We start from the raw sequence: 13,748 nt of genomic DNA, 5'->3' as shown, positions 1-13,748 counted from the left end.
TTAAATGGATATATTTTATAAAAGCTAATTTATAATTGTATGATCTATTAATAAAGAAACATTCGTGCGTAAAGGAAGTTATATAAAGTATGAAATAGATCTCTTGAAACATATATATGAAAACATTACAGAATTTCCTTTTTAATTGAAAAACATTTAATAAGGCAACTTATACGGTTATCTCTTAAGTACTTTATTTTAGAGGTAAAATATATTAATAGAATTTAAGTTATAAAGCATACACATGATACACTACAGTATCAAAAACGAATAGTTCAAACAAAGCTGATACACTAATTAGTGTATCAGCTTTGTTTATCCAATTATATATAAACACTAATTTTAAAGCACTTGAAACGCGATACACTAAAGTTGGCACGGAACTTGCTTATATTAAGTGACTGATGAACATTGTAAGTGCTTGAAAATCTAACCGCTACCACTTTATAAAAATAATCATGTAAAGTAGGTGATTTTGTTGGGAATAGAGAACTTATTTTAATAGAACAACTAACAATAAGGAGTTGACTCTTTTTTGTTGGGTATCTCTAGGTCAGTAAAGGGAAAATATATTATTTAGGAGGTAGAAATATGGTAGGAATTATACTAGCAAGCCATGGCGAGTTCGCAGAAGGCATCTTACAATCTGGAGCGATGATTTTTGGAGAACAAGAAAACGTCAAGGCTATTACGTTAATGCCAAGTGAAGGACCAGAAGATGTAAAAGCTAAAATGCAAAAAGCTGTTGCTTCTTTTGACGACCAAGATGAAGTATTATTCTTAGTCGACTTATGGGGAGGTACTCCATTTAATCAAGCGAACACATTGTTTGAAGAGCACAAAGAGAAATGGGCAATCGTTTCTGGCTTGAATTTACCAATGGTCATTGAAGCATATGCATCACGCTTATCCATGACTTCTGCTCAAGAAATCGCAACGCATATTCTTGAAACAGCAAAAGAAGGAATTAAGATTAGACCTGAAGAATTAGAACCAGCAGATGCAGCAGGTGTTAAAGTTGCAGAAGACGGTTTACCTAAAGGACACCTTCCTCCAAATACAGTTGTTGGTGATGGACAGATTAAATACGTATTAGTACGTGTAGATTCTCGTTTATTGCATGGGCAAGTTGCAACGGCATGGACAAAATCAACTCATCCAAACCGTATTATCGTTGTTTCAGATATCGTTGCTAAAGATGAACTTCGCAAGAAATTAATCGAACAAGCAGCTCCTCCAGGTGTTAAAGCAAATGTTATAACACTTAACAAAATGATTGAGATCTCTAAAGATCCAAGATTTGGTTCAACTAAAGCACTCATATTATTTGAAAACCCAACAGATGTTCTTAGAGCAATTGAAGGCGGCGTAGATTTTAAAGAAATTAACGTAGGTTCAATGGCTCACTCAGTAGGTAAAGTTGTTGTAAACAACGTACTTTCTATGGGTAAAGAAGATTTAGAAGCTTTCAATAAATTGAAAGAAAAAGGCATTAAATTCGATGTGCGTAAAGTACCAAACGATTCAGGATCCAATATGGATGACATTCTTAAAAAAGCAAAAAATGAATTAGCACGCGCTAAATAACAGAACAAAATTAAATTAAATAGGAGGCCTATTATGTCTATTATATCCATTATTTTAGTAATATTTATTGCATTTCTAGCTGGTATGGAAGGAATCTTAGATGAATTCCAATTCCACCAACCGCTAGTCGCATGTACATTGATCGGTTTAGTTACAGGAAATCTAACAGCCGGTATCGTTCTTGGCGGAACTCTTCAAATGATCGCACTTGGTTGGGCGAACATTGGAGCAGCCGTAGCACCAGATGCTGCATTGGCATCCGTTGCATCAGCAATTATTCTAGTATTAGGTGGACAAGGTGTTAAAGGTGTCCCAGCAGCAATCGCAATCGCAGTTCCATTAGCAGTAGCAGGACTTTTCTTAACAATGATTGTTCGTACATTAGCTGTACCAATCGTACATTTAATGGACACAGCAGCTGAAGAAGGCGACTTTAGAAAAATTGAATTGTTACACATTGGCGCAGTATGTATGCAAGGTGTTCGTATCGCTATTCCAGCAGCAGCACTATTATTTATTCCAGCAGCAACTGTTCAATCATTCTTAGAATCAATGCCTGTATGGTTAACAGAAGGTATGGCAATTGGTGGCGGAATGGTCGTTGCAGTTGGTTATGCTCTAGTTATTAACATGATGGCAACAAAAGAAGTATGGCCATTCTTTATTCTTGGTTTTGTAGTGGCAGCTATTTCTCAATTGACACTTATTGCTATTGGAGCAATCGGTGTAGCATTAGCTCTTATTTACTTGAACCTTTCTAAAATGGGCGGCTCATCAAATGGTGGCGGAAGCAATTCAGGCGACCCACTTGGCGATATCTTAAACGATTATTAATTCTGAAGGAGGAGAAGAGACATGGTAGAAAAAATTACATTAACTAAAAAAGATCGTTTAGCCGTTGCATGGCGCTCTACATTTATCCAAGGATCTTGGAACTATGAACGTATGCAAAATGGTGGTTGGGCTTTCTCAATGATTCCAGCAATTAAAAAATTATATACAACAAAAGAAGATCGTGCAGCAGCATTAAAGCGTCACTTAGAGTTCTTTAATACTCACCCATATATTGCTTCACCAATTCTTGGAGTTACTTTAGCACTGGAAGAAGAACGTGCAAATGGTATGCCAGTAGATGATGTAGCCATTCAAGGGGTAAAAGTAGGAATGATGGGACCATTGGCTGGTGTCGGCGATCCAGTATTCTGGTTTACAGTCCGTCCGATGTTAGGTGCTTTAGGAGCATCACTAGCATTAGGTGGAAGTATTCTTGGGCCAATTATTTTCTTCGTAGCTTGGAACCTTATTCGTTGGGGCTTCATGTGGAACACACAAGAACTTGGATACAAAGCCGGTTCTAAAATCACTGAAGATCTTTCAGGTGGATTGTTACAAGATATTACTAAAGGTGCATCTATTCTTGGTATGTTCGTATTAGCCTCGTTAGTACAACGTTGGGTATCGATTAGTTTTAAACCCGTTGTTTCTGAAGTTCAATTAGACAAAGGTGCGTATATTGAATGGGACCAACTTCCAGCAGGTGCTGAAGGTATTCGTCAAGCAATTGAACAAGCTAACTCAGGTTTAGCATTGTCTTCAACAAAAGTTACGACTTTACAAAATAACTTAGACCAGTTAATCCCAGGATTAGCAGCATTAGGATTAACATTCTTATGTATGTGGTTATTAAACAAAAAAGTTAGTCCAATTGTTATCATTCTTGGCTTATTCGTAGTTGGTATTGGTGGACACTTAATCGGTCTTTTATAAAATAAAAATAAAAACGGATTAAGATAGTGTATCAATAAAATCCATACACTAAAGTGGTTGAGCTTGTTCTCAACCACTTTTTGTATTTGTTTAACTTTTTTAAAAAAGGTATAATAGAAAAAATAAGATAGATGAAATGGAGCGGATAAAATGGTTGAATCGATTAATACAAAGGTAGATTTAGTAATAGATGCCACCGCTTTTACCGGATTAACGGACTACGGGAAAATTATGATAGGGGATAAGGGATTTGAATTTTATCATGCACGTGATACGCGCAAGTTCATTCAAATACCATGGGAAGAAGTCAACCTAGTCATTGCTTCTGTTATGTTCAAAGGACGATGGATTCCACGTTATGCTATTGAGACAAAGAAAAATGGAACGTATACGTTTTCTTCTAAGAAACCCAAAAAAGTTTTAAGAGCGATTAAAGAATATATAGAACCTGAACATATCGTGCATTCTTTGAGTTTCTTTGACGTGATCAAGCGAGCGTTTAAATCAATTGTGGAAAAAAAGTCGGCAAAAAAGAATAAATAAAACAACTTAATGATTTAACTGACCTAGGATGAAAAAATCTTAGGTTTTTTTTCTATTACTTGTTGATTAATTCACAAATACATAGTAGAATGTTTAAGAAGGCTTTAATACGCTTTCAGTTCTTCAGTCATTATCTTATATTTAACAAAATAGAAAAAATGGAGGTAGATTGGTATGTTTACTAAATCAACTAAAAAAGGAAGAATTTTTCTAGGTCTATGTGCATCACTTATTATATTGGTAGCAGGTTGTGGAAACAATGAGGAAACAGCAGATAAAGAATCTGTAGCTTCATCAACAGCTGAGAGTGCAGAAGTGGTTGCAAGTGCTTCAATCAGTAGTAAACCAGAAGATCTTGTTATGGGACTTAGCGAAGAAGGCGGTTGGATCTTTGCAGCGACAGATGACATTACATTAACAGAAGACTTAGTTGTTGCTGGGACTTTCTACGATAAAGATGACACAAGTGCAGATATTTACCGTAAACTAGCTTTATATGCACAAGATGAGGACCGTAAAGTGACAGCTGAGTACACATTAACTGTACCTACAATCATTGTAGAGTCTCCAAACTTTAAAATAGAAAATGGAACAGTTGTTGGCGATATCGTTGTTAAGGCAGAAGGCTTTACTCTTGCTAACTCTACTGTCGAAGGAAATGTTACATTTGATTCTCAAGAATTAATGGATGCATCAACTTTTGATGGAGAAACAATTACTGGCGAAACGACAGTAGCTAAATAATTTAATCATTTAGACCCATTCAGCAGGTGTTGAATGGGCTATTTTTTTAATTTTTTTTTATAAATAGAGCAAACTGTATACCTACCTTAAACGAATAAGATGAAAAAAAATAGTAGTGGATACACTCGTATTAGTTCTAACAAAATAAATTTTGTGTTAGGATGATTGTAATTACATCTGGCTTTTTTGTGAAATAGTTACGGTATTTTTTTGAAAATTTTTTATCTTGAGTTAGGAGGAAGAATGATGTGCACATCTCTAACATATAAAAAGACGGATTTTTATTTTGGAAGAAATATGGATATCGACTACTCATTCAATGAAAGGGTAGTCGTTACACCCCGTAATTTTCCATTTAAGTTAAAACGGTATGAAAGTATGAAAAGCCATTATGCCATGATTGGCATGGCAACTGTAATAGAAGGGTATCCTTTGTACGCTGATGCTACTAATGAAAAAGGCCTCTCCATTGCTGGATTAAATTTCCCTGGAAATGCGGTTTATTTACAGGAGAAAGAAGAGAAGATTAATATCACACCATTTGAATTTATACCATTTTTATTAGGGACGTGTACAACAGTCGAAGAAGTGAAGGCTGTCTTAAAAAAAGTGAATATGGTGAATGTACCTTTTAATGAACAGGTTCCATTAGCTCCACAACACTGGATGATTGCAGACCAAAATCAATGTATCGTTGTGGAACCAATGGAGGAAGGCTTAAGAATTCATGATAATCCGTATGGTGTCTTAACGAACAATCCGCCTTTTGAATTCCATAAAATGAATATGGCCAATTACATGAATCTTACAGCAGAATACCCTGAGAATCGTTTTAGTTCAAAAGTTAAGTTGGAACCATATGGAGTAGGAATGGGTGGACTTGGTCTACCAGGAGATGTATCCCCAACTTCTCGTTTTGTAAGAGCTGCTTTTCATAAAATGAATGCCGTATCTGAAGATAATGAGAATGCAAATCTTTCTCAGTTTTTTCATATTCTTGATTCGGTTGCCATGGTTCGTGGCAGTGCATTAACTCAAGAAGGAGCTAATGACATTACATCTTATGCTTGTTGTATGAATGCGGAAAAAGGAATGTATTATTATAAAACGTATGAGAATAACCAGCTAACAGCAGTGAATATGCATAATGAGGACTTGGATTCAGATGAATTAGTTACTTTTGAACTTATCCAGACGCAACAAATCAATTATCTAAATAACTGATAAAAAACTAATGAGTTATCTCTTTATATTAAGGGATAACTTTTTTTAATGATCAGGAAGAGAGAGATTATTTCTTTTCTAATAAATAATCTACATGTAATCTATAAGCAAAAAATAGGTTTGCTATGCTAAAATGAACATATAAACAAAATAAAAGAAAGATGGAGGAAAAATGAAAAAGATAAATGTTGTAGGTGCAATAGTAATAAAAGATGACAGGATTTTATGTGCCCAAAGAGGAGAAACTAAAACGTTAGCGAAATTATGGGAATTTCCAGGAGGTAAAATTGAAACTGGTGAAACACCTCATGAAGCATTAGCAAGAGAACTAAGAGAAGAGTTGGCTATCGATGTAGAGATAGCATCTGAAAAATTTGAAGAAACAAGTTATTTTTATGATTTTGGTTTAGTACATTTAACGACTTTTATTTGTTTAATGAAAGAAGGAAGACCCCAATTAACTGAGCATATTAAAGTTAAGTGGTTAAAACCATCAGATTTAGATAGTTTAGACTGGGCCCCGGCGGATATACCGGCAGTTAAAAAATTGATGAAAGAAATGTGATACGATTGACTGATATCCTAGAACGCTCATTAAAAAAAGCTTTTATTGATCAAAAATTTGAGGGTTCTATTTATGATCCTAAAATCATTATAAATGATACCCAAACAAAGCAGTATATGCTGAACGTATTACATGATGAATTAAATACTTGTGAAGAGTTCTTTTTTTCAGTAGCTTTTTTAACTCAAGATGGCTTAGCTGCATTAAAAACACAGCTAGCAGATTTACATAGACAAAAAATATCTGGGAAAATAATAACGTCTATTTATCTAGCGTTTAATCAGCCAGCTGTTTTTGAAGATTTATTAACTATTCCGAATATAGAAGTACGAATTTCAAAAAAATCAGGATTCCATTCGAAAGGGTATCTTTTTAAACAAGCTGGGTACCATTCCTTTATTATTGGAAGTTCCAACTTAACGATGAGTGCTTTAAAAATTAATTATGAATGGAATGTGCGTTTAACTTCTTATGACCATGGAAAGATGATACAAGATATTCAAAAACATATGGAAAAAGAATGGAGAGAGGCTGAATTATTAACTCCTGAATGGATTTCAAATTATAAAAATTTTTATCAACCAACAACATTTTTTAAAGAAATGAGTACGATTAACGACCAACCATTGATAGAAAATGAAGCTTCCTATATTTTGCCAAATAAAATGCAAGTAGTTGCGTTATCTAGTTTACAAGAATTAAGATTAGGCGGTGAAAAAAAAGGACTTGTCATTTCTGCTACTGGTACAGGAAAAACATTTCTATCTGCTTTTGATGTGCTACAGGCTAAACCTAAAAGAGTTTTATTTGTTGTTCATCGAGAACAAATTCTAAATAAAGCAAAAAGTGATTACCAAAAGATTCTTGGTGGGCAGGATAAAGATTACGGAATATTATCTGGGAATAAAAAAGAAATTCATGCGAAATATCTTTTTGCTACAATTCAAACAATTTCTAAAAATCACATATTAGACCAATTTCCGAAAGATCATTTTGATTATATCTTGATAGATGAAGTTCATAAAGCTGGAGCAAATTCTTATCATCATGTTCTAGACTATTTTAAGCCTTCTTTCTTATTAGGTATGACCGCTACTCCAGAGAGAACAGATGGATTTAATATTTTCGAATTGTTTGATTACAATATTGCATACGAGATACGTCTCCAAGAAGCACTTGAAGCAGAGATGCTTTGCCCTTTTCATTATTTTGGAGTGACAGATTATGAAAGAAATGGAGAATTAATCTCTGAAGCAACAGATTTAAAATATTTGGTACATGAGGAAAGAGTAACTTATCTATTAGAAAAACTAACCTATTATGGTTGTTCCGGTAACAGCCCTAAAGGTTTAATATTCTGTAGTCGTAAACAAGAAGCAGAAACTCTTTCAGAACTTTTTAACAAGAGAGGTAGAGCCAGTTCTTATCTTTCAGGGGATCACTCACTTGACGAACGAGAGAATGAAGTTGAACGATTAGAAAAAGGCGAAATTAACTATATTTTTACAGTAGATATTTTTAATGAAGGAATTGATATACCAAAAGTAAACCAAGTCGTAATGCTTCGAAACACTCAATCTAGTATCATTTTTATCCAGCAATTAGGAAGAGGGCTAAGGAAAGATTCTTCAAAAGAGTTTGTTACGGTTATCGATTTTATTGGGAATTATAAAAACAATTATATGATTCCTATGGCTTTGTCAGGAGATACGTCAAGAGATAAAAATAATTTGCGTAAAGATACTTTTGATACTAACTTTATCTCAGGCATTTCTTCTGTTAATTTTGAGAAAATAGCGAAACAACAAATTTTTACTTCGATTAATAAAGTAGCATTAGATAGTATAAATGAATTAAGAAAAAACTTTGAATTGCTTTTTAATCGACTGGGAAGAGTTCCTTATCTTCAGGACTTTGAAGAACAACAGACGTTAGATCCACTATTAATTGCGAATAAAAAAACGACCTATTATGGCTTTTTAGAAACTATAAAAAAAAATGAAGCAACAATTACTCAAAATGCTAGTATTTTTTTAATGATTGCTACAAGAGAATTCTTACCAGGTATGAGGATGCAAGAAATTGTATTATTACAAGCTATGATGAGTAATCTTGAAAAAGTATGGTCGTTAGAAGAAATTAAAAAATTATTTGAGCAAGAAGCGCTAGTAGCAACGGATGAGATAATTGAATCTGTTTTAAATACGTTAGATTTAAGTTTTTATACAGGTTCTTTAGGTAAAGCCTATGATAAAAAGACCTTTATTGAAGGAACAGCAGATGAGATCGTGCTTTCTTTGTTATTCAAAAAAGAAATGAGTAATCCATATTTCATTCGATTGATGGAAGATGTCCTTTTAACCGGAACCTTAAAGTCAGCAAACTATAATTTAACAGAACCCTTAACACGTTATCAGAAGTATAAGAGAAAAGACGTTTTACGTTTACTAAACTGGCAACAACAACTGGTTGATCAAAACATTGGAGGATATACGGCAAGTAACGGAGAATTTGTTATTTTTGTTACACTAAAAAAAGGCGAAAACTTCTCTGGGTCTCAAATGGCGTATGAAGATGAATTAGTAGATACCTCAACGATGAAGTGGTTTACTAAAGCTCCAAGATCATTAAATTCTCCAGAAGTTAAGAAATTAATGCATCCTGAGGATTGGAAAGTACGTGTCTTTGCTAAAAAATCAGATAATGAAGGAACAGAATTTTATTATTTAGGAGAAGTTAAACCGATAGAAGAGACAATTATTGAATTAGAAAAACCAACTCAGGATGGTGGAAAGAAAAAAGTTGTCGAGATGTTATTAAAGTTTTCTGAACCAATAGATTTAAACCTTTACCGTTATCTAGAGGCAGGTCAAGACTAACTGATGATCAGTCGATGTGTATAAAAACTAAATGAAGGAGGCCTAAACATGGCTGAAGTAACGCTTTTCTTCAAAAAGTTATTGGCTAAACGAAAAGACCTAAGTACATTAGAATCTCAAGTGTTGGAATATATGTTGAAATACCCGAATAAAGTATCAGAAAAAACGATTGATGAATTTGCTAATGAGATATTTGTTTCTACAGCTACAGTTAGTAGAACGTGTAAAAAGTTAGGATTCAAAGGCTACCAACAATTGAAATATGCGTTAGATCAATACACAGGAACAAAAGAAGAAGTAACGAAGCAACAAGACAGTCAATCAAGTGAAGAGATAGATAGTCACATTGTACGGTTTCAAAAAGAAATGAAGCGAGCAATGATGGACGTGGATGCAGCGGGTATTCTAAGTGTTGTTGAGACGATTAAGAATAGTCAGCTAGTAGAGTTTTTTAGTGTTGGAGCGTCATTTCCATTTGGAAGTGATGCTGCAAGAAAACTAACATTTGCTGGAAAGATTTCTTCCGCTAGGAGTGATTGGGACGAATTAAGAGCGGTCGCTCATAATATGAATCCTACAGATGTAGCTATTATTCTCTCTCATAGTGGCGAAACCCTTCACTTAATAGAATATGCCGCAATGTTAAAAGAACGACACGTTCCTGTTATTCTTATTTCGGGTACGAAAGGAAGCTATTTGGAATCAATTGCCGACTTAACTCTTACAGCTTATTCTAAAAGTTTTTACTGCGAGACGATTGATATGAGTTCTCGTTTTACGATGAATCTGCTGATTGATTTAATTATCTTTGAATACATCAAACAAACAACTGAATAAAAGAGAGTTAGGATGAACAGCCTTACATTTGGTGTAACGCTGTTCATCTTTGCTGTAAACGCTTGCTCAAGGCTAATGAACGCGTTATCTTAGAGATAGAAAAAGAGCAGGGGAGAGAAAAAGATGAAAAAGAATAAAGGAAGTTTTTGGGAATTTTTTCAAGGTTTAGGTAAGACATTTATGTTACCGGTTGCATTGTTGGCTTTTATGGGCTTAATGTTAGGAATTGGAAGTTCTTTTACTAGCGCAACAACACTTGAGATTATGCCATTTTTAGCAAACGAGTATTTACAAGTGTTTTTCAGATTCTTATCTACAATTGGCGGATTTGCCTTTACCTATTTACCAGTTTTATTCGCAATGGCTATTCCATTAGGGTTAGCACGTTATGATAAAGGAGTAGCAGCATTTTCTGGTTTAGTTGGTTACATCATCATGAACTTATCTATTAATTTTTATTTATCAGAAGCAAACCTATTAGCTGAACCAGAACTGTTAAGAGAAGCTGGGCAAGGAATGGTTATGGGCATCCAAACGATTGAAATGGGTGTGTTAGGCGGAATTATTGTCGGAATTATCGTATCTTCTTTACACAAACGTTTTTCTGAAATCCAATTGCCAGATGCTTTTGCTTTCTTTGGAGGAGCAAGATTTGTACCAATTATTACGTCATTAGTCTTAAGTATTGTTGGTTTACTCCTACCAATGATTTGGCCGATATTTGGAGCAGCCATTACGGGTATTGGGAACTTAATTCAAGGAGCAGGTGTTTTTGGACCTTTCTTATTCGGTGCCGGAGAACGGTTATTGCTTCCCACCGGGCTACACCACATTCTAGTTTCTATGATTCGTTTTACAGAAGCTGGCGGAACACAAATTGTAGACGGCAACACTGTATCAGGTGCACTAAATATTTTCTACGCACAACTGCAACAAGGATTGCCAATAAGTGCAGATGCAACAGCGTTCTTATCACAGGGTAAAATGCCCACCTTTATGTTTGGTTTACCAGCAGCAGCGTTAGCCATGTATAAAACAGCAAAACCTGAAAAAAGATCAGCGGTTAAAGGGTTATTGATTTCAGGAGTATTGGCTACTTTCGTAACAGGTATTACTGAACCTATTGAATTTTTATTCTTATTCGTTTCTCCGCTATTGTACTTATTCCACGTTGTGATGACGGGATTAGGCTTTATGGTAATGGCTTTATTATCGGTTAAAATCGGAAATACAGACGGTGGGATTTTAGACTTCCTTATCTTTGGAGTCTTACAAGGAAACCAAACAAAATGGTACTTGGTATTAATTGTTGGAGCGCTTTGGTTTGCTATTTACTACTTTGTATTCAAATACGCAATCGAACGATTTAACTTGAAAACTCCAGGAAGAGAATTAACAAACGGCGATACAACAGACTACTCACAAGAAGAACTCGGACACAAGAAAAAAGGCCAGTATGATGCACCAGCTATAATGGCTGCATTAGGTGGAGCGGACAATATTGCATCATTAGATAACTGTGTAACGCGCTTAAGATTAGTAGTTAATGATATGAGTAAAGTTGATGAAGATGTGTTGAAAGCAAATGGAGCACTTGGCGTAATGAAGTTAGATGAAAAAAATCTGCAAGTGATTATTGGAATGCAAGTCGCTTCCTTGAAGAATCAATTAGAACGATTAATCTAAGGAAGGAGGGTTTAAGAAAGATGGGAAAAAATAGATTTGATGAAGTGATTGATAGAAAAGGAACGTACTGTACACAATGGGATTATATAGAAGATCGATTTGGAGTAAATGATTTATTGCCATTCACCATCTCAGATATGGATTTTAATGTTCCAACAGTAATTAGTGAAGCTTTGAAAAAGAGAGCAAGTCATTCAGTATATGGCTACACAAGATGGAATCATGCGGACTTTAAAGAGCCGATTGTTAATTGGTACAAAGATCGTTTTAATACAGTTGTCGATCCGGACTGGATTGTGTACTCTCCTTCTGTTATTTATACCGTTTCAAAATTAATTGAAATGAAATCTGAAGTAGGCGACAATGTTTTAATTCAGACGCCAGCGTACGATGCTTTCTTTAAAACGATACGTAGCAATAAAAGAGAAGTTGCAGACAATCCTCTTGAGTATGCTAATGGAGTTTACTCAATTGACTTTGAAGATTTAGAAGAAAAATTGGCGGATGAAAAAACGACTATCTTTTTATTATGCAGTCCTCAAAATCCAACAGGACGCATTTGGACTAAAGAAGAGCTGCTTAAAATCATTGAATTGTGTCATCGTTATGATGTGTTTTTAATTTCTGATGAAATCCACATGGATATTGTTCGCAAAGGATACCAACACATTCCAGTACTTTCATTAACAGATAAATACAATAATATAGCCATTTGCACATCAGCAAGCAAAACGTTTAATACATCTGGTTTAATCGGCTCTTACGCTTTAATTCCAAATAGGCTGGTACAAGAAGAGTTTTTAGATATCTTGAAAAATCGAGACGGACTATCTTCTGCTAGTATCATGGGCATAGAAAGTATCATGGCTGGTTATACGCAAGGCCATCAATGGGTAGATGAACTAAATGAATACATTACAGAAAATCTAACGGTCGTTTCTAACTTTCTAAAAGAACACCTTCCTGAGATACAATTTACGATGCCCGAATCAACATTCTTAGCTTGGATGGACATAAGCACATTGCCTTTTGAAATGGACGAGTTGCAAAAAGCTTTGATTGAAGTTGGAGAAGTAGCGATTATGGACGGATCCATCTATGATCCACATAGTGAGCACTTCTTACGGATGAATCTTGGTTGTCCACGAATAAAAGTAGAACAAGGTTTGGTAGGGTTAAAAAAAGCAATTGATTCTTTAAGAGAAAATTCAATAAGATAAGAAAATGAATACTATTAATCGAGCTTTCTACAAGATAACAGTCAGGTTACACTGAACTTTATTTTGTAGAAAGTTTTTTTGATTAGAGAAGCTCTATTATTAAAATTAAGTTTTTTAGATTTTTGGAAAGAAAGGGTTTACAAAAAGAAATAAAAAGATTATACTTACTTTGTTAATTCATTGGTATGAATTTTAATAGTAGGCACTAAATGAGGAGGAATAAAAATGAAATTTCCAGATAAATTTCTTTTAGGAGCTGCATCAGCTTCGTATCAAGTTGAAGGTGCGTGGGATGAAGACGGAAAAGGAGTGTCAAACTGGGATGTTTTTTCTAAGATTGATGGAAAAACTTATCAGGGAACGAATGGAGATGTCGCTGTAGATCATTATCACCGTTACAAAGAGGATATAGCTTTAATGGCTGAGATGGGACTTGAGTCTTATCGTTTCTCAATTGCTTGGACAAGACTATATCCGGATGGGGATGGCGTATTAAATCAAAAAGGACTAGATTTTTATAATGCAATTATTGATGAATGTTTAAAAAATAATATTATTCCTTTCGTAACTCTGTATCATTGGGACTTGCCACAAGAATTAGAGAGCAACGGAGGTTGGACGAATGCACGAACATTACGAGCATTTGAAAAATACGCTGATACTTGTTTCAAGGCATTTGGTGACAGGGTTAAACAG

Annotated in this window: 12 protein-coding genes; all 12 read left to right on the top strand. The window is 34.7% G+C overall.

Going from position 1 to position 13,748, the window contains the following annotated elements; translation table 11 throughout:
* Window positions 1-591 precede the first annotated feature (591 nt).
* On the top strand, window positions 592-1,587 hold the full coding sequence (locus WBF61_RS08870; RefSeq protein ID WP_424255765.1) for a mannose/fructose/sorbose PTS transporter subunit IIA: 996 nt from the start codon (window positions 592-594) through the stop codon (window positions 1,585-1,587).
* Between the two features lie 33 nt (window positions 1,588-1,620).
* Window positions 1,621-2,421, top strand: a complete 801-nt coding sequence (locus WBF61_RS08865; protein ID WP_424255764.1) for a PTS mannose/fructose/sorbose transporter subunit IIC — start codon at window positions 1,621-1,623, stop codon at window positions 2,419-2,421.
* A 21-nt stretch (window positions 2,422-2,442) separates the two neighbouring features.
* Window positions 2,443-3,354 (top strand): PTS system mannose/fructose/sorbose family transporter subunit IID, encoded by a 912-nt coding sequence (locus WBF61_RS08860; protein ID WP_424255763.1) that lies wholly within the window; start codon window positions 2,443-2,445, stop codon window positions 3,352-3,354.
* A gap of 150 nt (window positions 3,355-3,504) precedes the next feature.
* Window positions 3,505-3,897, top strand: a complete 393-nt coding sequence (locus WBF61_RS08855) for a DUF956 family protein (RefSeq protein ID WP_424255761.1) — start codon at window positions 3,505-3,507, stop codon at window positions 3,895-3,897.
* A gap of 174 nt (window positions 3,898-4,071) precedes the next feature.
* Window positions 4,072-4,641 carry a polymer-forming cytoskeletal protein gene (locus WBF61_RS08850; protein WP_424255759.1) on the top strand — a complete coding sequence of 190 codons (570 nt, stop codon included), beginning with the start codon at window positions 4,072-4,074 and terminating at the stop codon, window positions 4,639-4,641.
* 246 nt (window positions 4,642-4,887) lie between these two features.
* A complete protein-coding gene (bsh, locus tag WBF61_RS08845; protein WP_424255757.1) occupies window positions 4,888-5,865 on the top strand; it encodes a choloylglycine hydrolase in 978 nt (325 codons plus the stop codon).
* Window positions 5,866-6,037: 172 nt separating this feature from the next.
* Window positions 6,038-6,430, top strand: coding sequence for a (deoxy)nucleoside triphosphate pyrophosphohydrolase (locus WBF61_RS08840; protein WP_424255755.1), 393 nt, complete (start codon window positions 6,038-6,040; stop codon window positions 6,428-6,430).
* Window positions 6,431-6,435: 5 nt separating this feature from the next.
* Window positions 6,436-9,309 (top strand): DUF3427 domain-containing protein, encoded by a 2,874-nt coding sequence (locus tag WBF61_RS08835; RefSeq protein WP_424255754.1) that lies wholly within the window; start codon window positions 6,436-6,438, stop codon window positions 9,307-9,309.
* Between the two features lie 48 nt (window positions 9,310-9,357).
* A complete protein-coding gene (locus tag WBF61_RS08830) occupies window positions 9,358-10,146 on the top strand; it encodes a MurR/RpiR family transcriptional regulator (RefSeq protein WP_424255753.1) in 789 nt (262 codons plus the stop codon).
* Between the two features lie 123 nt (window positions 10,147-10,269).
* Window positions 10,270-11,832, top strand: a complete 1,563-nt coding sequence (gene malX, locus WBF61_RS08825) for a maltose/glucose-specific PTS transporter subunit IIBC (protein ID WP_424255751.1) — start codon at window positions 10,270-10,272, stop codon at window positions 11,830-11,832.
* Window positions 11,833-11,852: 20 nt separating this feature from the next.
* The gene (locus WBF61_RS08820) at window positions 11,853-13,052 is read left to right on the top strand and encodes a MalY/PatB family protein (RefSeq protein ID WP_424255749.1); all 1,200 of its coding nucleotides are present in this window, start codon (window positions 11,853-11,855) and stop codon (window positions 13,050-13,052) included.
* A 225-nt stretch (window positions 13,053-13,277) separates the two neighbouring features.
* On the top strand, window positions 13,278-13,748 hold a 471-nt coding region (locus tag WBF61_RS08815), incomplete at its 3' end, for a glycoside hydrolase family 1 protein (RefSeq protein ID WP_424255748.1).

The sequence above is a fragment of the Carnobacterium sp. genome (assembly GCF_049673005.1).
Lineage (GTDB): Bacteria > Bacillota > Bacilli > Lactobacillales > Carnobacteriaceae > Carnobacterium_A.
The sequence above is the reverse complement of the archived record's forward strand: the minus strand, read 5'-3'. Positions and strand labels throughout refer to the sequence as shown.

Coding starts and splice junctions, on each gene's coding strand:
- bsh (WP_424255757.1), top strand. CDS start 4,888: ATGTGCACATCTCTAACATATAAAAAGACGGATTTTTATTTTGGAAGA.
- WBF61_RS08865 (WP_424255764.1), top strand. CDS start 1,621: ATGTCTATTATATCCATTATTTTAGTAATATTTATTGCATTTCTAGCT.
- WBF61_RS08855 (WP_424255761.1), top strand. CDS start 3,505: ATGGTTGAATCGATTAATACAAAGGTAGATTTAGTAATAGATGCCACC.
- WBF61_RS08840 (WP_424255755.1), top strand. CDS start 6,038: ATGAAAAAGATAAATGTTGTAGGTGCAATAGTAATAAAAGATGACAGG.
- WBF61_RS08870 (WP_424255765.1), top strand. CDS start 592: ATGGTAGGAATTATACTAGCAAGCCATGGCGAGTTCGCAGAAGGCATC.
- WBF61_RS08850 (WP_424255759.1), top strand. CDS start 4,072: ATGTTTACTAAATCAACTAAAAAAGGAAGAATTTTTCTAGGTCTATGT.
- malX (WP_424255751.1), top strand. CDS start 10,270: ATGAAAAAGAATAAAGGAAGTTTTTGGGAATTTTTTCAAGGTTTAGGT.
- WBF61_RS08830 (WP_424255753.1), top strand. CDS start 9,358: ATGGCTGAAGTAACGCTTTTCTTCAAAAAGTTATTGGCTAAACGAAAA.
- WBF61_RS08820 (WP_424255749.1), top strand. CDS start 11,853: ATGGGAAAAAATAGATTTGATGAAGTGATTGATAGAAAAGGAACGTAC.
- WBF61_RS08860 (WP_424255763.1), top strand. CDS start 2,443: ATGGTAGAAAAAATTACATTAACTAAAAAAGATCGTTTAGCCGTTGCA.